Annotated in this window: 22 protein-coding genes; 4 read left to right on the plus strand and 18 right to left on the minus strand. The window is 61.7% G+C overall.

The features are described 5' to 3' along the window. Window positions 1–36 precede the first annotated feature (36 nt). The 14 genes from secG to IV500_RS09695 all read right to left on the minus strand — a co-directional run bounded on the left by secG (window position 37) and on the right by IV500_RS09695 (window position 17,400). The gene (gene secG, locus IV500_RS09630) at window positions 37–282 is read right to left on the minus strand and encodes a preprotein translocase subunit SecG (RefSeq protein ID WP_196396583.1); all 246 of its coding nucleotides are present in this window, start codon (window positions 280–282) and stop codon (window positions 37–39) included. A 45-nt stretch (window positions 283–327) separates the two neighbouring features. Then, window positions 328–1,143: a triose-phosphate isomerase gene (gene tpiA / locus IV500_RS09635; RefSeq protein ID WP_196396584.1), complete on the minus strand. Its 816-nt coding sequence runs from the start codon at window positions 1,141–1,143 to the stop codon at window positions 328–330. After that, window positions 1,140–2,420 (minus strand): phosphoglycerate kinase, encoded by a 1,281-nt coding sequence (locus IV500_RS09640; RefSeq protein WP_196396585.1) that lies wholly within the window; start codon window positions 2,418–2,420, stop codon window positions 1,140–1,142. The genes tpiA and IV500_RS09640 overlap by 4 nt, the downstream gene beginning before the upstream one ends. A gap of 9 nt (window positions 2,421–2,429) precedes the next feature. Continuing rightward, window positions 2,430–3,440, minus strand: coding sequence for a type I glyceraldehyde-3-phosphate dehydrogenase (gene gap / locus IV500_RS09645; protein ID WP_196396586.1), 1,011 nt, complete (start codon window positions 3,438–3,440; stop codon window positions 2,430–2,432). A 226-nt stretch (window positions 3,441–3,666) separates the two neighbouring features. After that, the gene (locus tag IV500_RS09650) at window positions 3,667–4,290 is read right to left on the minus strand and encodes a superoxide dismutase (RefSeq protein WP_196396587.1); all 624 of its coding nucleotides are present in this window, start codon (window positions 4,288–4,290) and stop codon (window positions 3,667–3,669) included. Window positions 4,291–4,424: 134 nt separating this feature from the next. Beyond that, a complete protein-coding gene (gene whiA, locus IV500_RS09655) occupies window positions 4,425–5,405 on the minus strand; it encodes a DNA-binding protein WhiA (protein WP_196396588.1) in 981 nt (326 codons plus the stop codon). Window positions 5,406–5,435: 30 nt separating this feature from the next. Further along, window positions 5,436–6,446: a gluconeogenesis factor YvcK family protein gene (locus tag IV500_RS09660; RefSeq protein WP_196396589.1), complete on the minus strand. Its 1,011-nt coding sequence runs from the start codon at window positions 6,444–6,446 to the stop codon at window positions 5,436–5,438. Continuing rightward, window positions 6,446–7,369, minus strand: coding sequence for an RNase adapter RapZ (gene rapZ / locus IV500_RS09665; protein WP_196396590.1), 924 nt, complete (start codon window positions 7,367–7,369; stop codon window positions 6,446–6,448). Before rapZ ends, IV500_RS09660 begins: the two co-directional genes overlap by 1 nt. A gap of 90 nt (window positions 7,370–7,459) precedes the next feature. After that, window positions 7,460–9,493, minus strand: coding sequence for an excinuclease ABC subunit UvrC (uvrC, locus tag IV500_RS09670; protein ID WP_196396591.1), 2,034 nt, complete (start codon window positions 9,491–9,493; stop codon window positions 7,460–7,462). Between the two features lie 71 nt (window positions 9,494–9,564). Beyond that, window positions 9,565–10,350, minus strand: a complete 786-nt coding sequence (locus IV500_RS09675; protein ID WP_312875878.1) for an HAD hydrolase-like protein — start codon at window positions 10,348–10,350, stop codon at window positions 9,565–9,567. Further along, window positions 10,347–13,271, minus strand: a complete 2,925-nt coding sequence (gene uvrA / locus IV500_RS09680) for an excinuclease ABC subunit UvrA (RefSeq protein ID WP_196396592.1) — start codon at window positions 13,269–13,271, stop codon at window positions 10,347–10,349. Before uvrA ends, IV500_RS09675 begins: the two co-directional genes overlap by 4 nt. A gap of 63 nt (window positions 13,272–13,334) precedes the next feature. Beyond that, complete coding sequence (locus IV500_RS09685; RefSeq protein WP_312875879.1) at window positions 13,335–13,745, minus strand: GntR family transcriptional regulator; 411 nt, start codon at window positions 13,743–13,745, stop codon at window positions 13,335–13,337. After that, the gene (locus tag IV500_RS09690) at window positions 13,742–15,661 is read right to left on the minus strand and encodes an ABC transporter ATP-binding protein (protein ID WP_196396593.1); all 1,920 of its coding nucleotides are present in this window, start codon (window positions 15,659–15,661) and stop codon (window positions 13,742–13,744) included. The genes IV500_RS09685 and IV500_RS09690 overlap by 4 nt, the downstream gene beginning before the upstream one ends. After that, a complete protein-coding gene (locus tag IV500_RS09695) occupies window positions 15,658–17,400 on the minus strand; it encodes an ABC transporter ATP-binding protein (protein WP_196396594.1) in 1,743 nt (580 codons plus the stop codon). The genes IV500_RS09690 and IV500_RS09695 overlap by 4 nt, the downstream gene beginning before the upstream one ends. A 158-nt stretch (window positions 17,401–17,558) precedes the next feature. On the opposite strand from IV500_RS09695, the gene IV500_RS09700 reads away from it, so the two are divergent. Beyond that, on the plus strand, window positions 17,559–18,215 hold the full coding sequence (locus IV500_RS09700; RefSeq protein WP_196396595.1) for an MBL fold metallo-hydrolase: 657 nt from the start codon (window positions 17,559–17,561) through the stop codon (window positions 18,213–18,215). A 68-nt stretch (window positions 18,216–18,283) separates the two neighbouring features. On the opposite strand, the gene IV500_RS09705 is transcribed toward IV500_RS09700, so the two are convergent. Continuing rightward, window positions 18,284–19,429, minus strand: coding sequence for a glycoside hydrolase family 26 protein (locus tag IV500_RS09705; RefSeq protein ID WP_196396596.1), 1,146 nt, complete (start codon window positions 19,427–19,429; stop codon window positions 18,284–18,286). Between the two features lie 238 nt (window positions 19,430–19,667). Beyond that, a complete protein-coding gene (locus IV500_RS09710) occupies window positions 19,668–20,564 on the minus strand; it encodes an SMP-30/gluconolactonase/LRE family protein (protein ID WP_196396597.1) in 897 nt (298 codons plus the stop codon). A gap of 76 nt (window positions 20,565–20,640) precedes the next feature. Between IV500_RS09710 and IV500_RS09715 the strand changes: the two genes are divergently transcribed. Further along, window positions 20,641–21,441, plus strand: coding sequence for an SDR family NAD(P)-dependent oxidoreductase (locus IV500_RS09715; RefSeq protein ID WP_196396598.1), 801 nt, complete (start codon window positions 20,641–20,643; stop codon window positions 21,439–21,441). 34 nt (window positions 21,442–21,475) lie between these two features. Here the strand turns inward: IV500_RS09715 and IV500_RS09720 are convergent, their stop codons facing one another. Both IV500_RS09720 and IV500_RS22130 read right to left on the minus strand, forming a co-directional pair. Then, window positions 21,476–22,174: a PIG-L deacetylase family protein gene (locus IV500_RS09720; RefSeq protein WP_196396599.1), complete on the minus strand. Its 699-nt coding sequence runs from the start codon at window positions 22,172–22,174 to the stop codon at window positions 21,476–21,478. A gap of 69 nt (window positions 22,175–22,243) precedes the next feature. Next, window positions 22,244–22,495 (minus strand): class I SAM-dependent methyltransferase, encoded by a 252-nt coding sequence (locus tag IV500_RS22130; RefSeq protein ID WP_196396600.1) that lies wholly within the window; start codon window positions 22,493–22,495, stop codon window positions 22,244–22,246. A 675-nt stretch (window positions 22,496–23,170) separates the two neighbouring features. Here IV500_RS22130 and IV500_RS09730 point away from each other — a divergent pair. Continuing rightward, window positions 23,171–24,784, plus strand: coding sequence for a hypothetical protein (locus tag IV500_RS09730; RefSeq protein ID WP_196396601.1), 1,614 nt, complete (start codon window positions 23,171–23,173; stop codon window positions 24,782–24,784). 258 nt (window positions 24,785–25,042) lie between these two features. Further along, complete coding sequence (locus tag IV500_RS09735; RefSeq protein ID WP_196396602.1) at window positions 25,043–25,435, plus strand: transposase; 393 nt, start codon at window positions 25,043–25,045, stop codon at window positions 25,433–25,435. The last annotated feature ends 134 nt before the right edge of the window (window positions 25,436–25,569 follow it).

Below are 25,569 nucleotides of genomic sequence, written 5' to 3' on the forward strand. Positions count from 1 at the left end.
TACTGGTACCGACTATACAGCGTGCCCCGGCTTCGTTCAGGAGCTGAAGCGCATGATCAGGCCCAGACCCACAATGACCAGCCCCCAGGTCAGCCCCAGAATGACGGTGAAGCGGTTGAGGTTACGCTCTGCCACGCCGGAGGAGCCCAGATTGGAGCTCATCCCCCCGCCGAACATGTCGGAGAGGCCCCCTCCGCGTCCCTTGTGCAGCAGAATCAGGAAGGTCAGCAGGAGGCTGGTGATGCCCAGCAGGATCTGCAGAACGATTTGGAGAGTAGCCACGACGGCCTTTCAGGATGTACGGGAAAAAAACAACGGCTGGTCAGCTCAGGCAGTCAGCAGGTGTTTCTCGAACCTGACAATATTAGCAAACTCTGCCGCATCCAGGCTGGCGCCGCCAACGAGTACTCCATCGACGTCGCGTTCGCGCAGAATAGCAGCGACGTTTGCTGCCTTAACGGAGCCCCCGTAGAGCAAGCGCACCTTTGCCGCGGAATCGGCATCGAACAGTTCCCCCAACTCGGCGCGGATTGCTGCACACATTTCCTGTGCATCCTGCGGGCCGGCTACTTCTCCGGTGCCGATGGCCCACACTGGTTCGTAGGCAACCACCAGTTCGCAGACCTGCTCAGAGGTCAGGCCAACGGTGCCGGCACGGACCTGGTTGAGCGTATGATCCACGTGCGTCCCGGCCTGGCGAATCTCAAGTCCTTCACCGGCACACAGTACCGGTGTCAGGTTGTTCCGGTACGCCGCCTTGACCTTGCGGTTCAACAGCTCGTCCGTCTCACCGTGGATGCTTCGACGTTCACTGTGGCCGACCAGAACGTAAGCGCAGCCAAGCTTCGCCAGAAATGCCCCGGAAATGTCCCCCGTGTAAGCACCCTCATCCTCCGGCGAAAGGTCCTGCCCGCCGTAGACCAGCTTGAGCTTGTCGCCCTGCACCAGCGTCTGGACACCCCTCAGGTCCGTGAAAGGCGGGAAGACAGCGGTCTCCACACGGCTGTAGTCATGCCGCGCGTCGGAAAGGGTCCAGGCCAGCTTCTGCAGCAACGTGATGCCCTGGACATGGTCCATGTTCATCTTCCAGTTGCCGGCGATCAAAGGTTTGCGGTCGAATTTCCCGTTCGTGGAGGTGGTCATCGCTCTCTTTCGCTATCGTCAGTGTCATCCAGGGCAGTCAGCCCCGGCAGCTCTTTGCCCTCGAGGAACTCCAGGGAAGCGCCGCCACCGGTGGAAATATGGCCGAACTTGTCATCCGTGAAACCCAGCGTGCGCACGGCTGCCGCGGAGTCACCACCACCGACGACGGTGAAGCCGCCGGCTGCTGTTGCGTCCGCCAATGCCTGGGCTACTGCCCGCGTGCCTTCGGCAAAGGCCGGGAATTCGAAGACTCCCATCGGACCATTCCAGAACACCGTCCGGGCGCCGCGGATCCGCTCCGCAAAGAGCACCGCACTGTCGGGGCCAATATCCAGGCCTGCGCAGTCAGCTCCCAGCCGTCCGCCCTCCATGTCTTCCGCCGCGACCACACCGTGGTCCGCGTCGGCGGCAAATTTGGCGGCGACCACAATATCCGTCGGCAGAACGAAGGTGGTGCCGGCGTCCGCGGCACGCTGCAGATAGTCCTGTACGGACGGTACCTGATCCTGCTCCAGCAGACTCGTTCCGACCTTGAAGCCCTGTGCGGCGAGGAACGTGAAGACCATGCCACCCCCAACGAGGATGCTGTCCGCCTTGCCGATCAGGTTTTCGATCACCGCGAGTTTATCGGAGACCTTTGAACCTCCCAGGACCACCACATAGGGCCGGGGCGTGTCCGCTGTCAGCTTCTTGAGCACGGTAAGTTCCGTCTGTACCAGATCGCCCTGATAGGACGGCAGGAGGCGGGCAACGTCATAAACGCTGGCGTGCCTGCGGTGGACCGCACCGAAGGCGTCGTCGACGTAGGCGCCGTCGTCCCCGGTTAGTCCGGCGAGCTCACCGGCAAGCGCAGATCTGGCCGAACCATCCTTGCTCGTTTCACGCCCGTCGAATCGGACGTTTTCAAGCACCAGCACGTCGCCGTCGGCCATCGCGGCGCTGAGCCCACGGGCGGACTCCCCCGTCGTGTCCGAGGCAAGAGAGACCTTCACCGACTGGGCCGAAGCTATCTCCGCCAACCGTTCAGCCGCCGGTTTCAGGGAGTATTTCGCTTCCGGTTTGCCTTTGGGCCGGCCCAGGTGAGCGCAGACCAACACGCGGGCCCCGGCCTGGGCAAGGCGGGAAATTACCGGCAAAGAAGCCTTGATGCGGCCATCATCGGTCACGGAACGGTGTTCATCCGGGCCGTCGAGCGGTACATTCAGGTCGCTTCGGACCAAAACATACCGCCCCCGGACACCATCAGCGATCAGCTCGTCGAGGGAGTGCAAAGTCATACTTCCCGCCTATCCCAGCTTGCCGGCGACGAGCTTGGTCAGGTCAACGAGGCGGTTGGAGTAGCCCCACTCGTTGTCGTACCAACCGACCACTTTGACCTGATTACCAATGACCTTGGTGAGCCCTGAATCGAAGATGCATGATGCCGGGTCGGTCACGATGTCCGAGGAGACGATCGGATCTGCCGTGTAGCTAAGGTACGGAGACAGCGGACCATCCGTAGCCGCTGCCTTGTAGGCGGCGTTAATCTCGGCAGCGCTGGCTTCACGGCCCAGCGTCACGGTCAGGTCCGTGGCGGAGCCGGTAGGTACCGGAACGCGGATCGCAAAGCCGTCCAGTTTCCCCTTCAGTTCCGGCAGCACCAGGCCAATGGCCTTTGCCGCGCCGGTGGATGTGGGCACCATGTTAATCGCTGCAGCGCGGGCGCGGCGCAGATCCTTGTGCGGGCCGTCCTGCAGGTTCTGATCCGCCGTATAGGCATGAATGGTGGTCATCAGGCCGTGTTCGATGCCGAAATTGTCCAGCAGGACCTTGGCCAGCGGGCCCAGGCAATTGGTGGTGCAGGAGGCATTGGAGATGATGTTGTGCGCGGCGGGATCATAGAGTCCGTCATTGACGCCCATCACGATGGTGATGTCCTCATCGGAGCCGGGCGCGGAGATGAGTACCTTCTTGGCGCCGGCGTTGATGTGCTTCCGGGCATCCGCTGCCTTGGTGAAGAACCCCGTTGATTCGATCACGATGTCTACACCAAGCTTGGCCCACGGCAGGTTAGCGGGATCGCGTTCGGCAAGCACCTGGATGGTTTTGCCGTCCACCACCAGATCTCCGTCAACAACCTCGACGCTCGCCTTCAGGCGGCCCGTGACGGAGTCGTACTTGAGCAGATGGGCAAGTGTCTCGGGGCTGGTCAGATCATTGACTGCCACGATCTGAAGGTCAGCACCCTGCTCGAGAGCGGCGCGGAAATAGTTGCGTCCAATGCGGCCAAAGCCGTTGATACCAATACGAGTAGTCACTTATATCTCCTTAGTGCTGTCTCCAGCACAACTAGTCCGGCCGGACCTTGGTGACACGGCCGTCAGCTCAGCAGTTCCCGCACGCCATTGGGCAGAGATGTCAATACCATGCGGCCGTGGGCGGCCGCATGTCGAAAGGATACGGGCCTTTCGTGATCTATCTTACGTATACGGCGGCCCGCCGCGGCAATCGCAGCGGCGGGCATCCGAATGGTGGTCAGCGCCCTTAGAGAACGATCAGTGCCGATGCATTAGTGCGCGCACCCTCAAAACGCCGGGTAACGTCGGCCCAGTTCACGATGTTCCAGAACGCCTTGACATAGTCGGCCTTGACGTTGACGTAGTCCAGGTAGAAGGCATGCTCCCACATGTCCAGCATCAGCAGCGGCGTACTGCCGACCGAGACGTTGCCTTGCTGATCGTAAAGCTGTTCAATAAGCAGGTTTCCGCCGATGGGCTCGTAAGAAAGGAAAGCCCAGCCGGAACCCTGCAGGCCAAGCGCAGCGGCGCTGAACTGCGCACGGAACGCGTCGAAGGAACCGAAGGCATCCTCGATGGCAGCGGCCAATTCGCCCTCGGGCTTATCCCCGCCGTCCGGGGAGAGATTGTTCCAGAAGACCGAGTGGTTCACGTGGCCACCGGTGTGGAACGCCAGATCCTTGGAGAGCTGATTAATATTGCCGAATTCGCCGTTCTGGCGGGCCTCAGCCAGCTGCTTCATGGCCTTATTGGCGCCCGCAACATATCCGGCATGGTGCTTGTCGTGATGCAGCTCCATGATGCGGCCGGAGATGTGAGGCTCCAGTGCTGCATAGTCGTAGGGCAGATCGGGAAGTGTGTACTCGGTCACGATTCCTCCGTAGCGTTTTTTGTTTAATCCGGGTTCCCCCGGATCTCCTTCAACTCTTTCATACTATGTCTTTAGTTCAAGGCCGCTAATTTAAACCGCCATAATTTGGGGCGATTATTACGCGGCAGGCGGCATCACTCGTCAAGCATGTCCAGCGTCACGTTGGCGTCGGTGCCGGGAATTCCGGTTTCGATGGCCTTCTTATCGGCCATCGCCAACAGTCTGCGGATTCGCCCGGCAATGGCGTCCTTTGTCATCGCCGGGTCAGCGAGCCGGCCCAGCTCGTCCAGGCTCGCCTGCTTGTGGGCCACCCTGAGCTCCCCGGCGTATTTGAGGTGCTCCGGGACGTCATCGCCCAGAATCTCAAGGGCCCGATCCACGCGGGCACCCGCCGCAACCGCAGCCTGGGCGGAACGGCGCAGGTTTGCATCGTCAAAATTTGCCAGCCGATTGGCCGTGGCGCGGACCTCCTTGCGCATCCGCCGCTCCTCCCACACCAGCAGGGCCTCATGCGCGCCCATGCGGACGAGCAGTGCAGCAATCGTGTCTCCATCGCGGATAACCACCCGGTCCACACCGCGCACCTCCCTGGCTTTGGCGGCAATATTCAGCCGACGCGCTGCACCGACGAGTGCCAGCGCCGCCTCCGGGCCCGGACAGGTGACTTCCATCGAAGATGACCGCCCCGGCTCGGTCAGCGATCCATGAGCCAGGAAGGCGCCGCGCCAGACGGCTTCGGCATCCGCGGCGGAACCATTGACGACGACGGAGGGCAGTCCGCGCACCGGCCGGCCGCGCGCATCCAGCAGTCCGGTCTGGCGTGCCAGCGCCTCGCCGTCGCGCTCTACCCTGACAACATAACGGTTGCCGCGGCGCAGTCCGCCGCCGGAAACCACAGTGATCTCGCTTTGCTGTCCATAAATCTCTGCTATTGCCGCACGCAGCCGCCGCGCGGTGGCCGCCAGATCAACTTCCGCTTCGATGACAATCCGGCCTGAAATGATATGCAGGCCACCGGCGAAACGCAGCAATGTCGACACTTCCGCCTTGCGGACGGAAGACTTCTGGATGTCCAGCCGGGAGAGTTCATCCTTCACTGCCGCTGTCAGCGCCATCGTGCTTGTCCTAACTACCGAAGAGAAAACCTACGCTGAGAAGAGATCCTGATACGCCCCGGCAAGGCGCAACGGATCGTGCACCGCCCGCCCCCCGGACGCACCCACTTTACCGAAGACAACCTCCGCACCCAGCATCGAGGCAGCGCGCTCGAAATCCGGCAGGTCCGAGACCGCCGACGGATCCGCGAGCACCACGTCAACGCTGAACTCAGGCGCATAACGGGATATCACCCGCAAATGGTCCGCGGCATTCATCCCGGTTGCCTCTTTGTCATTGATGTCCAGATTCATGGTTATGCACCGCCTCGCGGGCGTAGCACACAGCGCCTCGCGCAATTCCGGCAACAGCAGATGCGGCAGCACCGAGGTATACCAGGAACCCGGCCCCAGCACCACCCAGTCGGCAAGCTCGATGGCTGTCAGCGCCTCCACGCAGGCGGGCGCGTCAACGGGCAGCAGACGCACATTCTCCACCTCACCGGCCAACGCCAGCGAGGCCTGGCCGGTAATCGTCGTTCGCTGCTGCGACCCATCCGCCGAGGTCTCCACAGCGTCGCCTTCGATGGTGAGCGGGACGCTGGCCATCGGCAACACCTGCCCCCGTGCGCCAAGCAGGGCGCCGGCCCACTGCAGCCCGGCCACCGGGTCCCCGAGCAGCTCCCAGAGAGTGACAATGAGCAGATTCCCCATCGCGTGGCTGTCCAGCGACCCGGTGATCCCCGGACGGGACGTGAAGCGGTGCTGCATCACATCCCGCCAGGTACGGCCCCAGTCCGTGTCATCGCACAATGCCGCCAGCGCCATCCGCAAATCCCCCGGCGGCAGCACGCCTAGTTCGTCCCGCAGCCGGCCGGACGAGCCGCCGTCGTCGGCAACGGTGACGACGGCGGTGAGCTCGGTGGTGAGCAGGCGCAGCGCGGACAGCGACGCGGACAGGCCGTGGCCGCCGCCTAAGGCAACAATCCGGGGCTCCGCAATGCCGGCGGATAATGAACCGGATGGTGGAATCAGTGGCAGCGGGCCCGTCAGCAGCGCCATTATTCCCGGCCCAGATCACGGTGACGCGTGCTGACCGTTACCCGAGGGAATTGGGCGAGGCGCTTCGCCAGCTCCACCGCCACCGCTACGGAACGGTGCTTGCCACCGGTACAGCCCACGGCGATAGTGGCGTAGTGCTTGTTTTCCCGCCGGTAACCGGCAAGCACCGGTTCCAGCGCATGCACGTAGCGGTCCACAAATTCACAGGCGTTATTCTCCACCAGGACGAAGTTACTCACGTCCTGGTCAAGTCCGGTGTGCGGACGCAGCTGAGGAACCCAATGCGGATTGGGGATGAACCTGACGTCTGCAACGTAGTTGGCGTCCACGGGCAGGCCATATTTGAAACCGAAACTCATCACGGTCAGGCGCAGGACCACCGGCCCGGTCTCGGAAAAGAGTTCAGTAACCGCGCTGCCCAGCTCGTGTACGTTCATTATCGAGGTGTCAAGCACCATTTCGGAGCTGGACTTCATCTCGGTCAAGAGGTCGCGTTCGGCGGCTATTCCGTCCAGCATCCTGCCGTCACCCTGCAGCGGGTGAGGGCGCCTGCCCTGCTCAAATCGGCGGACCAGCGTCTCATCGCTGGCGTCCAGGAACAGGACACGGAAGGAAATTCCGCCGGCCGCAAGGGCGTTCAGGGATTCCCGGATATCCGAAAAGAGGCCCTTACTGCGCACATCGATAACGACGGCCAGCTTGGGCAGTGCCTGCGGCATCCGGGACATCAGCTCGGCCAGCGTACCGAGCATCTGCGGGGGCAGATTCTCCACCACATACCAGCCATGGTCCTCCAGCGCGTTCGCCGCCGTGCTCCGGCCGGCTCCGGACATGCCGGTAACCACCAGCAGTTCTGATTCCACCGGTTTGATCGGAGTCAGATCCATATCTGCCGATAGCGGTGTCGTATTGTGCTCCGTCATCAAAAGGTCCTGTCAAGTGCCGTATTTCCCATGCAATATTAACCCTGGCAGTATTTTTGACCGCAAAAACTCGCCGTCCCCTTAGCCTACCTAGGATTGCAGAACTTCGCCGGTGGCCATATTTACGGCGGCCGGTGCATCGTCAACGGAGTCTACGGCCGGGTGCAGCGCCGAGTGGATGGCCGCGGCCAACACCGGTCCGATCCCCTTGACCTGGGCCAGCTCAGAGGTGGACGCCGCCTTAATTTTACGGACCGAACCGTAGGCTTCCAGCAGAAGACCCCGCTTGGCGGCTCCCAGCCCCGGCACCGAATCCAGTACGGAAACGGTCATCGATTTCCCTCGCTTTTGCCGATGGAACGTAATGGCAAAGCGATGCGCCTCGTCGCGGATCCGCTGTAAAAGGTATAGCCCTTGTGAGGTGCGCGGCAAAATCACCGGAAAGTCGCTGTCCGGAAGCCAGACTTCCTCGAGACGTTTGGCTAATCCAACGACGAAAACGTCGGTTATCCCCAGATCCGACAAGGCACGTGCGGCTGCAGCGACCTGTGGTTGGCCGCCGTCGACCACCACCAGGTTCGGCGGGTAGGCAAACTTCGGCTTCACCGCTGGCTGGTCCGTGACTTCGCCGGACACAAGCCTATTGGCCGGGATCGGAACGCCGGCCAGGTCGGTACCCTCCCCCGTGCCGGTACCAGAACCGGCCGCGGAACCGGAACTGGCGCCGTCCTGCAGGTAACGTCTGAACCGGCGGCTGATTACGTCGTACATGGAAGCGGTGTCATCAACCGCCGCATCCCCGGTGATGGCGAATTTTCGGTACTCGGACTTCTTGGCGATGCCGTCTTCGACCACCACCATGGAGGCCACAACGTTCGTGCCCTGGACGTGTGAGATGTCATAGCACTCAATGCGCAGCAGCGGCACCGGCAGGTCGAGCGCTTCCTGCAGTTCCTGTAAAGCCAGCGATCGGGTGGTCAGGTCGCCGGCACGGCGCGACTTGTGCAGTTTCATTGACTGCTCGGCGTTCTGCCGCACCGTGTCCAGCAGCGCCGCTTTGTCGCCGCGTTGGGGTACCCGGATGTCAACCTTTCCTCCGCGCAGCCCGCCCAACCAGACGGCGAGCTGGTCGCTGTTGGACGGCTGCTCGGGAACCAGAATCTGCCGCGGAATGCCTTGCCGCTCGGTCCCGTCATCCCCGTAGACCTGCTGCAGCAGGTGCTCAATCAGTTCCGCAGGCGTGGAATCCTCCACCTTTTCGACCACCCAGCCGCGCTGGCCGCGGATCCGGCCGGCCCGGACGTGGAATACCTGCACGGCAGCTTCCAGTTCATCCTGGGAAACGGCGAAAATATCGGCGTCGGTATCTTCTGCGAGCACCACGGCGTTGCGTTCAAAAACCTTCCGCAGCGCGATCACGTCATCGCGCAGTCTGGCTGCCTGCTCATAATCAAGCTCCTTGACCGCCGCCGTCATCTGGCGCTCCAATTTCGCGATGAGCGGTTTTGCCTCTCCGCCCATAAACGAGCAGAATTCATCTGCCAGCGCACGATGCTCTTCCGGGGTTACTTTGCCCACGCAGGGAGCCGAACACTTATCGATATAGCCCAGCAGGCAGGGCCGCCCGCTACGTTGGGCGCGTTTGAGCACCCCCGGGCTGCAGGTCCGCACAGGAAAGACCCGCAGCAGTGTATCGACCGTCTCGCGGATGGCCCCGGCCGTGTAAGGGCCGAAGTACCGGACACCCTTCCGCCGCTCCCCGCGCATGACCTGCACCCGCGGGAACTTCTCGCCCAAGGTAACAGCCAGATAGGGATAGGACTTATCGTCTCTAAATACCAGGTTGTAGCGGGGATTGAATTCATTGATCCAGGTCCACTCCAGCTGCAGGGCTTCGAGTTCGCTGCCCACGGTTGTCCACTGCACGCTGGCCGCCGAATGCACCATTGCATAGGTTTTCGGCAGCAGCGTCAGCGGGTTGGCGAAGTATGAATTCAGCCTGGAGCGCAGGCTCTTGGCCTTGCCCACATAAATGACGCGTCCGTGCTCGTCCCGGAAGCGGTACACGCCCGGATCCGTAGGTATCTCGCCGGTTTGAGGCCGGTAACTCGCTGGGTCTGCCACAATTCCATCCTAAAGGCGCGGCCTGTGCCGCGGGGTTCGAGCTGCTGAGGCGAGCAGCTGGAACGCTTAAGCTAAATGCGTGCCAACCGTCGGTTCAGCTCCGTCAGCAAAGCGGGAGCGTCCACTACTATTACCGCCGCTCCCGCGGTTTCCAGTTCCCCGCGCAAGCTAAAGCCCCATTTCACGCCGATGCAGTCCAATCCGTTAGCGCGTGCTCCAAGGACATCCTGTGCCCGGTCCCCCACCATAACGGGCTGTCCCGGACCACTCATGGCACGGGCGGCAGAAGCAATGATTTCGCTCTTTCCGCTGCGGTACCCCGGATCTGACGGACGCAGTGTTTCGTCATCCGCGGAGCCGAATACCTCGCTGAAATAGCCCGCCAAACCGTGAGCCCGCAGCACGGTTCCAGCCAAGGCCTGCGGTTTCTGCGTAGCAACTCCCAGTGCAATGCCCCGATCCTGCAGGTCCTTCAGCACTTCCCTGACACCGGGGTAGACCCGCCCCATCGCAATACCCTTTAGCGCATACCAGCGCCGGTATCTTCGGATCAATTCCGGGAGCTGAACGGCAGCAGCATCCGTCAGGTCCAACAAGGCATCGGAGAGTTTGGGACCCACCATGGCCGCGAGCACGGATTCGCCAGGGACCGGAAGTCCCATCTCATGCAGCGCGTGGGCAATACCACCGCTGATACCGCCGGCCGGATCCACCAGCGTGCCGTCCAAGTCGAAGAGCACGCCGGCACACGCCTGTGCACGGTCCTGCGCGGGGTCCTGCGCACGGTCCTGTCTACACTCCTGCACACCGTCCTGCGCACGTGCCTGATCGGTCACGATGATCCCCGGGGCAGTCACGACAAGACCTCACTGAGGAAGGAAGCCGTGTAGCTCGTCGTGGACCGGGCGACTTTTTCAGGAGTCCCGGCGGCCATCAGCAGACCACCACCGGAACCACCGTCCGGGCCCAGATCCACTACCCAGTCCGCACTCTTAATGACGTCAAGGTTGTGCTCGATGGTGATCACGGTGTTCCCCTTGTCCACCAGTCCCTGCAGTACCAGCAGCAGCTTGCGGATGTCTTCAAAATGCAGGCCGGTGGTAGGTTCATCGAGGACATAGACGCTGCGTCCGTTCGAGCGCTTCTGCAGTTCAGCGGCCAGCTTGACCCGTTGAGCTTCCCCGCCGGACAGCGTTGTTGAAGCCTGACCCAGCCGCACGTAGCCCAGCCCGACGTCGACCAGGGTGTTCAGGTGACGCGCGATCGGGGTGAAGGCAGCGAAGAAGTCCGCTCCCTCCTCAATTGGCATATTTAACACGTCCGCAATCGATTTGCCCTTGTAATGGACTTCCAGCGTTTCGCGGTTGTAACGGGCTCCGTGACACACCTCGCACGGCACGTAAACGTCCGGCAGGAAGTTCATTTCGATCTTCAGCGTCCCGTCCCCGGAACACGCTTCGCAACGGCCGCCCTTGACGTTAAAGGAGAACCGGCCCGGCTGATAACCACGGACCTTGGCCTCGGTGGTTTCGGCGAAGAGCCTGCGGATATTGTCAAAAACTCCGGTATAGGTGGCCGGATTGGACCGTGGCGTGCGGCCGATCGGGCTTTGGTCTACATGGACGACCTTGTCCAGATGCTCCAGACCGTCCACCCGCAGGTGCCGACCCGCCACCTGCTTGGCACCGTTAAGTTTATTGGCCAGCACCTTATAGAGAATCTCGTTGACCAACGTTGACTTACCGGAGCCGCTGACCCCCGTTACCGCGGTGAACAGCCCGAGGGGGAAGGCCACATCCACGTTTTGCAGGTTGTTCTCCCGCGCTCCGACGACCTTGAGCTCACGCTTCTTGTCATATTTACGCCGCTTGGCCGGGACCACGATGCTCTTGCGGCCGGAGAGGTAGTCCGCGGTCAGCGATTTGGTGTTCGTGAGCAGGTCCGCGTAGGAGCCCGAATGCACTACCTCGCCGCCGTGTTCTCCCGCGCCCGGGCCGATGTCCACAATCCAGTCAGCTTCCTGAATCGTATCTTCATCATGTTCGACGACTATCAGGGTGTTCCCCAAATCGCGCAGCCTGGTCAGGGTCTCGATCAGCCGGCGGTTATCCCGCTGGTGCAGTCCAATGGACGGCTCATCCAGCACGTAAAGCACGCCCACGAGACCGGAGCCGATCTGAGTGGCCAGCCGGATCCGCTGGGCCTCCCCGCCGGAGAGCGTTGCAGAGGCCCGCTCCAGGTTCAGGTACTCCAGACCGACGTCGAGCAAAAAAGTCAGTCGGGCCTGAATCTCCTTAAGTACCTGGCTGGCAATCTGCGCCTCCCGCCCGGTCAGCACCAAATGAGAGAGGAATTCAAAGCAGTCGCGCATCGGCAGCGCCGAAACAGCCGAGATCGACTTACCGTTGATCAGCACCGAGAGCGATGCAGGATTCAACCTCGCTCCGCCGCATACCGGACACGGGATCTGGCGCATGTACTCTTCATAACGGTCCCGTGCGGTATCCGACTCGGTTTCCACATGCTTGCGCTGAATGTACTGGACCGCACCTTCAAAACCGGTGCTGTACTTACGTTCCCGACCGAACCGGTTTTTGTACTGCACCACTACCTTGTGGTCCTTGCCGTACAGCACTGACTGCCGGGCGTCCTCGGGGAGTTTCCGCCACGGAGCCGTCATGGAGAAGCCCAAATCCTTCGCCAGACCATCCAGCAGCCGGTTCCAATACTCCGTTGTCGCGGTCCCCAGGGACCACGGCGCGATCGCACCTTCCGCCAGCGAGAGCTGGGGGTTCGGCACAACCAATTCCTCGTCAACCTCCAGCTTCGTTCCGATGCCGCTGCAGGCAGGACAGGCACCGAAGGGATTGTTAAAGGAGAACGAGCGCGGTTCCACCTCGTCAATGGCCAGTGGATGCTCATTAGGGCAGGCCAGATTCTCGGAAAAGGACCGGATCCGCTGCGGGTCGTCGTCGTCGAGCTCGACCAGCTCCACCAGCACCCGGCCTTCAGCCAGACCGAGTGCTGTCTCCACCGAATCAGTCAGCCGTTGGGAAATTCCATCCTTGACCACCAGGCGATCCACGACCACCTCAATCGTGTGCTTGAACTGCTTCTTCAATTTCGGCGCCTCGGCCAGCTGGATCAGTTCGCCGTCCACCTTGGCGCGGGAGTAGCCCTTCGCTGTCAGCTCCTTGAAAAGATCCACGAACTCGCCCTTGCGGGACCGGACCACTGGGGCAAGCACCTGAAAGCGGGTCCCTTCCGGCATTTCCAGCAGCTGGTCGACGATCTGCTGCGGCGTCTGCCGGGTCACCGGCTCGCCGCAGACGGGACAGTGCGGGATCCCTACCCGCGCCCACAGCAGACGCATGTAGTCATAGATCTCTGTGATTGTGCCGACCGTGGATCGCGGGTTTTTATTCGTTGACTTCTGGTCGATCGATACCGCGGGTGAGAGACCCTCAATGAAATCCACGTCCGGCTTGTCCACCTGACCGAGGAACTGGCGGGCATAAGCGGAGAGCGACTCCACATAGCGGCGCTGCCCTTCGGCGAAGATCGTGTCAAAGGCCAGCGAGGATTTCCCCGAGCCGGAGAGCCCGGTAAAGACGATCATGGCATCACGGGGCAGATCCAGATCCACATTGCGCAGGTTATTCTCCCGCGCACCCTTGACGACCAGACGGGACCGGTCCTGTTGGGTCAGCGGCCGACTCGAAACCGGCTGCGGCGATACTTTTTGCGGTGTTTCAACTGCTTTAGGCACGTACTCCATAATAATCGAATCTTCGTTCGAACATGCCGTCCCTTCGGAACTTTCGCCAGAGGCTTAGAAAGTCTACTTGGCATTGGGGCGTTCGACGGCGGCGCGGACCAATTCCAGCGCCACTGCCAACGCCACGCCGTGCCGGCTGACTACGGCGGCATAATCTGACGCGGCGGCCGCTACCTGCGCCAGCGACTCGTCCCCTGCTGCGGCCACCACCGTCCCCGCACGGCCAGCGGTGCGTACGATCCCCGCCTGTTCCAGTTCACGGTATGCACGGGCCACCGTGTTGACTGCGACACCGAGCTGCCCGGCCAGCGCCCGGACCGGCGGAAGCCGTGTCCCCACAGCAAGCTTCCCGGAGGCGGCGAGGTCCAAAATGCGCACCCGAATCTGCTCGAACGGCGGTACCGACGACGCTTCATCCAACCGCCACCGGCCCAGCACCGCACCGCCGCTTTTCACTGTCCCGGTATCTTTCACAGCACAGCTGTCTCTTCGACCAGCGGATCACCGAACTGGGACATGTACAGGTCGTGATAAAAACCGTCCGCGGCCAGCAGCTGCTCGTGAGTGCCCTGCTCCAGAATTCTGCCGTGGTCCATCACGAGGATCAGGTCCGCGTCGCGGATTGTGGAGAGCCGGTGGGCAATGACAAAGCTGGTCCGCGACTCGCGCAGCCGGTTCATTGCCTGGCGGATCAGCACCTCGGTACGGGTGTCTACGGAGCTGGTGGCCTCGTCCAGAATCAGGATGCCGGGATCTGCCAGCCAGGCTCTGGCGATGGTCATGAGCTGGCGCTGTCCCTGGCTGAGGCTGTCGCCATCGGCGGACAATTCGGTCTCATAACCCTCCGGGAGGGACCTGACAAAGTGATCGACATACGTTGCCTCCGCGGCCTGCTCTATCTGCTCCTGCGTCGCATCCAGGCGCCCATAGGCCAAATTATCCCGAATGGTCCCGCCGAAGAGCCACGCATCCTGAAGCACCATGCCAAACCGCCGGCGCAGATCATCGCGCGTCATTTGGGCTGTGTCCACGCCGTCAATGGTGATCCGGCCGGAGTCAATTTCGTAGAACCGCATCAGCAGGTTCACCAGCGTCGTCTTCCCGGCACCCGTCGGCCCGACAATCGCCACCGTTTGTCCGGGCTCCGCCACTAAGGACAGATCCTGGATCAGCGGCTCGCCCGGGATGTAGCTGAAGTTCACGTTCTCGAAGACCACCCTGCCGACCGTGGCACCGATCGTTACCGCAGGGACTGGATCGGGTGCCTGCTCCTTGGCATCGAGCAGGTCAAAGACCCGCTCTGCTGAGGCGACACCGGACTGCAGCAAATTGATCATCCCGCCGATCTGCGCCATCGGCTGGCTGAACTGGCGTGAATACTGAATAAACGCCTGCACGCTGCCGATGGTCAGGTTTCCGGAGGCAATCTGCACACCGCCGACCACTGCTACCGCCACATAATTCAGATTGGAAATAAAGTTCATCGACGGCATGATGATCCCCGAGATGAATTGTGCGTTGGCGCTGGAGCGGAACAGGCTCTCATTTGAGACGGCGAATTTGTCGATCGCCACCTGCTGCTGCCCGAATGCCTTGACCACCTCGTGGCCGGTGAACATCTCCTCAATGTAACCGTTGAGCTCGCCGGTCGTCTTCCACTGTGCGGTGAACTGTACCTTGGACCGCTTGGCGATCAGGATGGTTATGAGCACAGTCGCGGGAACCGTTGCCAGCGCTATCAGCGCCAGCATCGGCGAAATGGAAAACATCATCGACAGCACACCGACCACTGTCAGGACGGAGACCAGCAGCTGCGTCAGCGTCTGATTCAACGTCTGCGAGAAATTGTCGATGTCGTTGGTGACCCGGCTGAGCACATCGCCGCGGGATTCCTCTTGGAAATGGGACATCGGCAGCCGGTCCAGTTTCGTTTCGATCTCCTGCCGCAGTTTGTACATGGCGCGCTGGACGATTCCCGCGGTGATGTAGCCCTGGCCATAATTGAAGAAGAACGCCACAGCATAAAGGACCAGCACGCTCAGCAGCACCCAGCCAAGGGCCTGCTGATCAAGTCCTTGGCCGGGCACCACATTCATCCCGCTGAGCATGTCCGCAACCTGACCCTGGCCTTTGGCCCGCAGGCCGTCTACTGCCTGTGCCTTCGTCACAGATGCGGGGAACATCTTACCCACTACGCCTTGAAAAATCAGGTCCGTGGCGTGACCGAGAATCTTCGGAGCCAGCACACTCATGCCGACCGCGACAGCCGCCAGGAAAACCACCCAGATCATCCGTGGCCTGTCGGCCGCCATCAACCTAAAGATCCGCTTAACACTCGGTCCAAACGATTTTGCCTTCTGCGGCGGTCCGCCGTGTCCGCGCATACTCATACCGCCCGCACCCCGTCATCGTCCGTGAGCTGCGAAGTTACTATCTCCTGATAGGTCCCGCAGCCTGCCATCAGCTCGTCATGCGTTCCCTGTCCCACCAGCCGCCCTTCATCCAGGACCAAAATATGGTCCGCATGCATGATCGTATTGACGCGCTGGGCCACCACGAGCACCGTGGCGTGCCGGGTCACAGGTTTCAGTGCCGCCCGCAGTTTCGCGTCTGTGGTGAAATCCAAGGCCGAAAAGCTGTCATCAAAAAGGTAAATCGACGGCTCGCTGACCACGGCACGGGCTATGCAAAGCCGCTGACGCTGGCCGCCGGAGAGATTCGTCCCGCCCTGGCCTACGGGGGCATCCAACCCCGCCGGCATAAGCCTGACAAAGTCCGCAGCCTGGGCAATTTCAAGGGCCCGCCACAGCTGCTCGTCCGTCGCGTCCGGACGGCCGAAGCGCAGATTGCCGGCAATCGTTCCAGAGAACAGATACGCCCTCTGCGGCACCAGCCCAATCGCCGAGCGCAGCGTCTCCAACGTCACCGTGTGGCTGTCATGGCCGCCCACCGAAATGGATCCGGCCGACCGGTCCAACAACCGCGGGATCAAATTCAACAGCGTTGACTTGCCGCTGCCCGTGGAACCTATGACCGCCGTCGTCGTTCCCGGCTTTGCGGTGAAGCTCAATCCCGATACCACCGGCGCCTCCGCGCCCGGGTAGGTGAACCCGACATCACTGAATTCCAGAGCGCCGTCCAGCTCCCGCAGCGCCAGCGCCCCCGGAGAATCTGCCACCGAGGAATCGGTGTCCAGCACCGTCTGAATCCGCTCCGCACAGACAGCGGCGCGCGGGATCATCATGAACATGAACATTGCCATCATCACCGACATCAAAATCTGCATGATGTAGCTCAAGTAGGCTGTCAGCGCTCCGATTTGCATGGCGCCGCTGTCGATACGCTGGCCGCCAAACCAGAGGACTCCAACAGAGGTTACGTTGACCACCACGAAAATGGTCGGGAACATCAGCGCCAGCAGCCGTCCCGTACGCAGCTGGGTCCACGTCAAGTCACCGTTAGCCTGGCCAAACCGCTCCATTTCGAAATCACGCCGGACAAACGCGCGAATAACCGAAATTCCCATGATCTGCTCACGCAGCACGGCGTTGATCCGGTCCAGCTGTTTCTGCACCAGCCGGAACAGCGGAACCAACTTGCGCACTATAAGCCAGATGGCCAGAATCAGCACCGGCAGAATCACCACCAGGAGCCCGGACAACGGGACGTCCTGCTTCAATGCCAGCACAATCCCGCCCACGCACATAATGGGAGCCGTCACCATCATGGTGAAGCCCATCAGCGTCAGCATCTGAACCTGCTGCACATCATTGGTGGTGCGGTTGATCAACGACGGAGCTCCGAAGACCCCTACCTCCTGGGCGGAAAACGATTCCACCCGGGTAAACAAATCCCGGCGCATCTGCCGCCCGACCTTCATCGCCAGATGTGCGCTCAGATATGTTGCCCCCACGGCGCAGACGATCTGGCCGGCAGTAATGGCCAGCATCCAACCACCGAGCTGGAAAATCAGCGCCGTATTGCCCTTAACCACGCCGTCATCAATGATGTCTGCGTTGATGGTCGGCAGATACAGCGTGCCCAGGGTGGACAGGAACTGCAGCACAATGATCAGCGTGAGCGGGACTTTGTGCGGAGCCAGGTTCCGCATGATTAATCGGATGAGCACGAGTCCTCCATCGGACCTTATGACGAGAGCACAATACCAGCGGCACATAGAAGTTTTTACTCCACTGACAGTGTAAAACTACTGCTGTCAAAGTTCCTCCGATACTTTGCCTTGTCCGCGCGCTTATTTTCACGGCGGAATCTGCGTAGGCTTTCGGCATGAGCGCCAACACTTGGAACCTGCCCGCCGTGACCGTCCGCAGCATCGCCGTGGGCGGCATGGACAATAATGTTTATCTCCTGACGGGGCGGCAAAGCGGCGATCAGGTCCTCATCGACGCCGCCGACGACGGCGGGGCTGTCCTTGCGCTACTGGCCGAGGCTGCCGCCGACGTCAACCCCGAGGCTACCGCCCGGCTGGCGTTGGTGGTGACGACCCATTCACACTGGGACCATGTTCGTGCGCTGGCCGAGGTCGTGGCCCGCACCGGCGCAAAGACCGCTGCCGGCCGGGATGACGCGGAAAGCATCGAGGTGCCAACGAACACCTTGTTGGCCAACGGTGACGTGCTTAGCTTTGCCGGCTTTGCCCTTGACGTCATCGCGCTGCGCGGCCATACCCCCGGGTCCGTGGCGCTGCTGTACCGCGATCCAGCCGGCCCCGCGCACCTTTTCACCGGCGACTCGCTCTTCCCCGGCGGCGTGGGCAACACGCAGCAGGATTCCGCGCGCTTTAATCAGTTGCTCGATGACGTGGAAGCGCGGATCTTCGACGTTCTCCCGGACGATACTCTGGTTCACCCGGGTCATGGCACAGGAACGACGCTCGGGGACGAGCGAGGGCACCTTCAGCAATGGCGGGCCCGCGGCTGGTAGTTGTCGATGCCCGAACGGCAGCCGCGAACGCGCGGCGCAGGCAGGCGCAGCGCGACGAGTGATGCCGTTTATTGGCGTTTTCGGAGCGCGTCCCTCATTGCCTGCAGATCTGCCGGGGTGGAATTGAACCGCCAATCGACGGTTCGGTTCACGGGCCCTTCAAATTTGCGGTAGTTAAACCAGAGGAACCCATAAATCCTTCCGTCCTTGCTGCTCCGCCAGGAATCAAGGTAGGCAACCATGTCCCGGATCCACTCTGCTTTGCTGTCGGAGCCGGCACTCTCCACGGATGCAGTCTCAGCGATGATAATTGGTTTGCCCGGCGCAACCCTGGCGAGCTCGTCCAAACCGTCGCCAAAGAGCTGATCAACGGGCGTCCACGTCTTGATACTGCCCCGGCTGCCGAAGTTGTAAGCATCCAGCCCCACCTGCCCAACGTATCGGCTTCCCGGATAGAGTCCGGCCAAATCCTGGGTCCTGCCCGAAGGCGCATTCGGTGACCAAATCCAGTTCACATTGCGCAATCCCGTGGCCCGGAATAGTTCGACGATGTGCCGCCACGCCCGGACGTATTCTCCGGGTTGGTTGCTGTTTTCCTGCTCGGACCATGGGTACCAATAGCCATTCATCTCATGGGCCAGCCGGATGGACAACTTCGGATCGCCTGCGGCCACCAGCTGATCGGCCACCGAGGAGATGTACGCGTCATGGCTCCCATCGATGATGGTGGCGAGCCGGAAGCCGGGTTGGTTGACTCCCTTGCCCGCCAACCATGGCTCCCAGGTAACGATGGGTACTGCGCCGTGGTCGATTGTTGCCCGGATATTGGCCACATCGAAACTCCGGCTGAAGTCAACGTAAGTCTGGATCATGGCGGGATACTCGCCCACACTTTGGGCCACCGCGTCGGCATCGCCGGCGCCGTTGTGCGTTGTAATCCCAAATTTGAGCTTCTTGTTGCTGATGGGCGGCGTTCCTGCATAATTCCACCCGGAGTCCGTCACAGAATCCCGCCCGGCGCCACCATCGCGGGTCAGGACCGTCAAGCCCAGACACACCAATGCCAGAACGATGGCCGCACTGAGCACTCCGGCGCTGATTCGTCCGGGGCGCAGGGCCGGAATTTGCCCAAGGCTGCGGGCCTTCCGGGTTCGGACCGGCGCCGGGCGGGATTCGCTCGCTTTGTCACCGGACGTCGGGTCAATCATGTTCATCTGTGAATCATCCCCCCAGCAAATACATCTTAAAGGTCATTCTGCCGACGGGCATATTGTCCGCGCCAAAATACTTGCTCTGAGCCAGAAGCCGACGCGGCTGGACCCATAGTGGCATCTTTCCCGGGTTATGGGTACGGGTAGCGGCTCGGCGCCGAGCCCAAGAGTGCGGGCCGGACCCTCCAGCGGCCGACCTGATCCAGCATCCGTAACGGTCCGGCCGGGGAGACGGAATTGATCACGAACCGAAAACGTTCGGCGGCCGCCCGGCAGTGTCTGTTTCGATCGCAAAAACAGAACCGGAGAGCGGATGCGCTTCAAGCTGTTCCTCCGTGAGGTTCTCGCGCGCGCTGGTGACATACAACGTCGACCGGCCGGCACCACCGAACGCAACAGAGGTCACGTTCGGCGCGGGCAGGTCGATTCTGAACTTCTCAACTCCGGCTGAATCGTAATGGACTACACAACCGGCACCGTAGATCGCACTCCAAAAATTGCCGTTCCGATCGATCGTCAATCCGTCATGCGCTTCACCGTGGATGAAGACTTCGATATCGGTCACCTCACCGTCCGGACTGTAGGCGCCGGTGTAGATGGATTTAACGCCCGTATCGGTGAAGAAGATGCGGCTACCGTCCAATGACCACTCCAGACCATTCGCGACCGTAATGCCGCCACGGAGAACTCGCACGTCCCCTTGCTCGGAGACTGAATAGAACGCACCATCCGGATCCCCTGTGGTGAGGTTCATCGAACCGGTGACCCAACGCCCATAAGGATCCACTTTGCCCTCGTTCAACCGCAGACCTGGATGGCCGTGGTCGATGTGGGCCAGTTGCCTGATGATTCGGCCGTCTGAATCGGTTAGCACGACACTATCGGCGAGCGAGACGACAAAACCTTCCAGTCGTTCCACTACCGCAGGATGAAAGGAGCAAACCGGAGCCGGCAGAGCGATCGTGGCGTCACTTGACCCATCGCGCTGTCCGCGCACCATGCTTCGGTGGATAAGACCGGCCGTAATGTCACACCACCACATTGCCGGCTGACTCTGAATCGTCTGAGCGACGAGACTTTCACCGAGAATCGCGTGGCTTCGCCGAAATACGTGAACTGACAATGGAAGTGCTGACACTCTGCAATTCAAGCAGGTATGGCCCGCACGTAACAGGGTCTTCTAAACTGGAGACCTTCGCCATAATGTGGATGGTATGGATTTGGAAATTGAGGGTAGAAAAGCATTGATCTCGGGCGCGGATTCCGGCATCGGCTGGCACACGGCCAGGCTGCTGCTCAGTGAAGGTGCCACGGTCGTCATCACCGACCTGGACCAGCAGAAGTTGGACACTGCGGCTCAGAAGCTGGAGGCGAAACCTGGCCGTTTGCATGCTTTCGCAGCCGACATCACCAGTGTTGAATCGCTTGCCGCTCTGCATGCGAACGTAGCCAAAGCGGTCGGTGATATTGACATCCTTGTGCAATCAGCGGGCATTACCGGCGCGCAAGGTCTTTTCCACGAGATCAGCGATGAAGGGTGGACGAACACGATCCTCGTCGATCTGATCGGTCCCGTTCGTCTGGTTCGGGAATTCCTTCCCGATCTGCGCACCGGCGGCTGGGGGCGTTTGGTTCTGATGACGTCCGAAGACGCCGTGCAACCCTATGATGACGAGTTGCCATATTGTGCGGCGAAGGCTGGTGTGCTGGCCTTCGCCAAAGGTCTTTCCCAGACCTATGCCTTGGAGGGGCTGCTGGTCAACACGGTGTCTCCTGCGTTCATCCACACACCGATGACGGATGCGATGATGCAAAAAAGAGCCGATGAACTCGGTGTCAGCGTCAAGGAAGCGATCGAGAGCTTTCTGACTGAGAAACGCCCGAACATGGAATTGCGCCGCCGAGGAGAACCCGATGAAGTCGCAGGCGTTATCGGTTTCCTGTGCTCGGAGCGGGCGAGCTTCGTCAACGGCTCGAACTACCGCGTTGACGCCGGTTCGGTAGCCACAATCTGAGAGGAACAGCGGTGGCCGGCCGGCGTCGAACTTCCTAACTAAAAAGCTCGAAGCCGACCTGTCCGTCTGCAGTGGCCATGCTCACTTGGGCGGCTGCCTGTTCCCGGACTGGCACGTCGCTGAGAGCAGCCAGATACCGACGGTGCTCGGATAACGAGTCGACGGCGGCGGTGACGCTCGCCGGATCCACCCGCTGACTATGTGATGGCTCGGTGGAAGCAACGCCAACCCATCGCACCTGGTGGGGCGGCAGCCCCTCAGCCAGCAATTCGGGGAAGATCCATTCGTTGCCCGCATCCGCGGCAGCATCTAAAACGGACCTCCCCAATATCCGGTGATCGGAGCTGTTCCACACTCCTGGGCGCCACGTCTGTCGATGGTTCGATGTGATGACCAGTGCGGGTTTTTGCCGGCGGATCTCGCGGGCAATGAGCCTGCGCAGCTGCAGGCCCTCTTCGAGCCTGCCATCGGGAAGATCCAGGAACTGCAGATGGCGGACGCCGACGTGAGAGCAGGCCCTGCGCTGCTCCTGCACGCGCAGCGGCCCGGCCTCGGCCGGATTCATTCCGGCGATCCCCGCCTCACCGCGGGTTGCCAGCACGTACCCCACTTCTTTGCCCACCGCAGTCCATTGGGCAACTGCCGCAGCTACGCCGTATTCCGGATCATCCGGATGCGCCATCACCACCAGGGCGCGTTGCCAATCGTGCGGAAACGGCTCAAGCCCGCTCATCGCTTTCCTCTCATTTGTGCCGGCTTCTGCTGCGCGGCTGTCTTTTTCCACCCGGTGGCCCGCCGGTTGCTACCCGGCGGGCAGTTTCTGAGCCACAGCGAAGATCCGTCGAAACGGGAAAACAGTCCCGTGCACCGTTCGCGGATACGCGGCGGCAAGCGGCGCGGTGTACTTTTCCTCAAACTCCGCAGCGTCCCCTTCCCCCAACGCCCCCAGTATTGGGCCGAGCGCGGTACCGCGCACGCAGTCGAGCACCGGGCGCTCTCCCGTTATTACCTGATGATAGGTGGTTTCCCAGACAACGGCTGCCCCCCGAGTCAAGCAACAGCCGCAGGTAATCGTCAGGCTCTCCAACGGCGTCCTCGTGCCGCAGCACCCCCGCGAACGCATGCTGCCAGCGTTCGGAGGCGGCGACGTCGAGCATCAACGCGTGCGACGGCGAGCGGTAGTTACCGGGCACCTGCACTGCCAGCCATGATCCCCGGCTCAAAGCACGCAGCCAGGCTGCGAAAAGCGTTCGGTGATCGGGCACCCACTGTAGGGCTGCTTTGGGGGTCGCCGCAGAAAACGGAAAAAATCGTACGCAAAAAGGCCTAGCCAAGAAACGCACCAACTGGATTACAGCTTGTAGTGGGAATGGCCAATCGTCGTCCGCAGGGGATGCGCTTGCGGGCGTTACTTCAGGTTGGAAGTCATGAGGCGTTCAACCTCATCCGCCAGTTCTGAAACCGGTCGGCGACTATCAAGTTCGAGCGTCGCACCGTTTCGAAGCAGCGGTGCGACGTCCAAGACTGTGCACTCGCCTCGAGCGACACTCCAGAAACGGATGCCATGGACTCGGAACGCTGACCCGCCGGTCGCGCAGGTGCTGGCCACTCCCTGCCAGCCATTTGACAGCCGTTTGATTACGCCGGCAGGGGCGTGCACAGGGGGGGTCCCTAGGTGCAAAGGCGGCTGAGTGGTATAATTTGGTCTTCCTTCGAATAGGGGGCCATCATGGCCGGCCTTGGTGCTCTTGGACCTGGCCGCCGCTCCCGGGCATCCACGCCCCGGCTCCTGGCGGTTTTACTTGTGATCGCACTCGGCGTGCTGTTCGCTGCACCCGCCCGAGCAGTCGACTACGGACATGACGTTTCGTGGCCACAGTGTCCGGGCGGTCTTCCGATGCCTCCGGAAGACACGGAGTTCGTGGTCGTGGGGCTGACGAACGGACTCGCGTTCACCGAGAACCCCTGCCTGGACGGGCAGTTCCAGTGGGTGCTCGACCGAGGCGTCCGGGCTCAGGCCTACGCCATGGCTACGTTCCCCACCACCGTGCAATACGACACCTACGGCGACGACGGTCCCTGGCCCGCGAGCACCAGGCTGGACAGGCTGCGCAACGTCGGGTACGCCGAGGGTCGCGCGGCACTCGCGTCTCTCGATGAGGTGGGATGGCGACCGGAGAGAATCTGGGTCGACGTCGAGCCCCGCCCGCAACAGCCCTGGCCCAGCTCGACAGCAGCCCAGCGGCAGGAGAACCGGTACGTCATCTCCGGTCTCCTGGCCGCACTGGCGGACGCCGGGTACCCGCACGGGATCTACTCCTATTCGAGCGGTTGGGAGGCCATCACCGGATCGTGGCAGCTTCCCGACGTGCCCGTCTGGTCACCGGCAGGGCGTCTCGACTTCGCCAGTGAAGCATCCGACCTCTGTGTGAATCGCAGCTTCTCCGGCGGTACCGTCCACATCGCGCAATGGACCGACGGCACCTACGACTACGACATGACGTGCATCGGGGTCTACCAGGCCCACGTCGCGACCATCGGCTGGCAATCGAGCGTCTCGGACGGCGCCACCGCAGGAACGACCGGCCGGTCACTGCCGATGGAGGCGTTGCGCCTGTCGGTGGCAGGAGACCGCCTGTCGGGCGACATTCTGTGGAGGGGGCATGTGCAGAACATCGGCTGGCAGCCATGGACGACGTCGGCTTCCCCGATCGGAACGACCGGGCGCGGTCTGCGCCTGGAGGCGTTCCAGCTGCGGTTGACGGGGGATCTGGCCTCGCAGTACAGCATCAGGTATCGAGCCCACGTGCAGAACGTCGGCTGGCAGCCGTACGGGATCGACGGAGCCACGGCCGGCACCGTCGGGCAAGGTCGGCGGGTGGAGGCCGTTACGATCGAGTTGGTTCCGAAGGTCGCACCGGCATTCACCGCCGTGTATGCCGCCCACGTTCAAAACCTCGGCTGGATGGCGAACGTTTCGGATGGGACCGTCGCCGGGACCACGGGTCGGGCCCTTCGGGTCGAGGCGTTGCGCCTCACCGTGTCCAGCGCGGCTTATACCGGGGACATCGAGTGGCGGGGGCATGTGCAGTCGATCGGCTGGCAGCCGTGGACATCCTCGGCCAATCCCATCGGCACGACCGGGCAAGGGCTACGTTTGGAAGCGTTTGAAATCAGGCTGACCGGTGAGATGGCGAACCATTACAGGATCCACTACCGCGCCCACGTGCAAGATTTGGGCTGGCAGTCATGGGTCGCCGACGGTGGAACGGCGGGCACGTCGGGTATGGGCAAACGGATCGAGGCCGTGCAGATCCTCCTCGCCCCCAGAACCGGCGGCTAGCGCGGGTCTCCCCCGCCAGGCAGACGTCGCCGTCGTCGTGGTCGTGGTCGGCACCAAAGCGAAGGTCGAATCCGAAGAATACGACCGGGAGTCGCTCGCACTTCCCGTCCGACAGAACGAACTCGTCGCCGCCCTACGTGTCAGGCTGGAACGGTACCAAGGGCTCATAGCAAGTCCATTTGATCGCGTGGGGCGAGAACCAGGAATCCAATAATCATGTCCAGTCCAGTTTTGAGTGCATTACGCGAAGATGGTCTTATGAGTAGTTCCGGACCGCGTGCCGGTGGACCGACCCCTCGGAGGTCGTTCACCTCGTCGCAGAAGCTTGAGTTTTTGACCTCGTATGAGACCGCTTGCCAGAGCAATGAGGGCGGTGCTTTCCTGCGCCGGGAGGGCCTGTATTCCTCGCAGATGACCGAGTGGCGTCGGCAGCGTGATGCCGGTGTTCTTCAGGGGAAGAAGGTCGGGGAATCGATCGGGAAACTGTCCAAGGACCAGGCTGAGACCGCGCGTTTGCGCCGCCAGTTAGAGGTGACACAGGGCCGGTTGGAGAAGACCGAGGCAGCCCTGGAGCTGATGGGAAAACTGCAGGCGTTCTTAGAGAACGCCTCACATGATATACCGGACGAGCCCCGGTCCGGGAAACGCTGATGGCTACCTACCGAGGGATGCTGGAACTGAAGATCCCCGCACGGGAAGCTGCCGCCCTGACGGGTGTTTCGCGCACGACCGCGAACCGCAAACCCGCTCCGCCGCGCGACCAGGTGGCGGTGGTACCGCAGAAC

Source organism: Arthrobacter terrae (assembly GCF_015708085.1).
Classification (GTDB): domain Bacteria; phylum Actinomycetota; class Actinomycetes; order Actinomycetales; family Micrococcaceae; genus Arthrobacter_M; species Arthrobacter_M terrae.

Bases quoted from the DNA above. Each gene is read 5' to 3' on its own strand.
- IV500_RS09690 (WP_196396593.1), bottom strand. From the start codon at position 15,661: ATGAGTATGCGCGGACACGGCGGACCGCCGCAGAAGGCAAAATCGTTT.
- uvrA (WP_196396592.1), bottom strand. From the start codon at position 13,271: ATGGAGTACGTGCCTAAAGCAGTTGAAACACCGCAAAAAGTATCGCCG.
- tpiA (WP_196396584.1), bottom strand. From the start codon at position 1,143: ATGACCACCTCCACGAACGGGAAATTCGACCGCAAACCTTTGATCGCC.
- IV500_RS09640 (WP_196396585.1), bottom strand. From the start codon at position 2,420: ATGACTTTGCACTCCCTCGACGAGCTGATCGCTGATGGTGTCCGGGGG.
- IV500_RS09735 (WP_196396602.1), top strand. From the start codon at position 25,043: ATGAGTAGTTCCGGACCGCGTGCCGGTGGACCGACCCCTCGGAGGTCG.
- IV500_RS09700 (WP_196396595.1), top strand. From the start codon at position 17,559: ATGAGCGCCAACACTTGGAACCTGCCCGCCGTGACCGTCCGCAGCATC.
- whiA (WP_196396588.1), bottom strand. From the start codon at position 5,405: ATGGCGCTGACAGCGGCAGTGAAGGATGAACTCTCCCGGCTGGACATC.
- IV500_RS09720 (WP_196396599.1), bottom strand. From the start codon at position 22,174: ATGAGCGGGCTTGAGCCGTTTCCGCACGATTGGCAACGCGCCCTGGTG.
- IV500_RS09715 (WP_196396598.1), top strand. From the start codon at position 20,641: ATGGATTTGGAAATTGAGGGTAGAAAAGCATTGATCTCGGGCGCGGAT.
- IV500_RS09730 (WP_196396601.1), top strand. From the start codon at position 23,171: ATGGCCGGCCTTGGTGCTCTTGGACCTGGCCGCCGCTCCCGGGCATCC.
- rapZ (WP_196396590.1), bottom strand. From the start codon at position 7,369: ATGACGGAGCACAATACGACACCGCTATCGGCAGATATGGATCTGACT.
- IV500_RS09705 (WP_196396596.1), bottom strand. From the start codon at position 19,429: ATGAACATGATTGACCCGACGTCCGGTGACAAAGCGAGCGAATCCCGC.
- IV500_RS09660 (WP_196396589.1), bottom strand. From the start codon at position 6,446: ATGGCGCTGCTGACGGGCCCGCTGCCACTGATTCCACCATCCGGTTCA.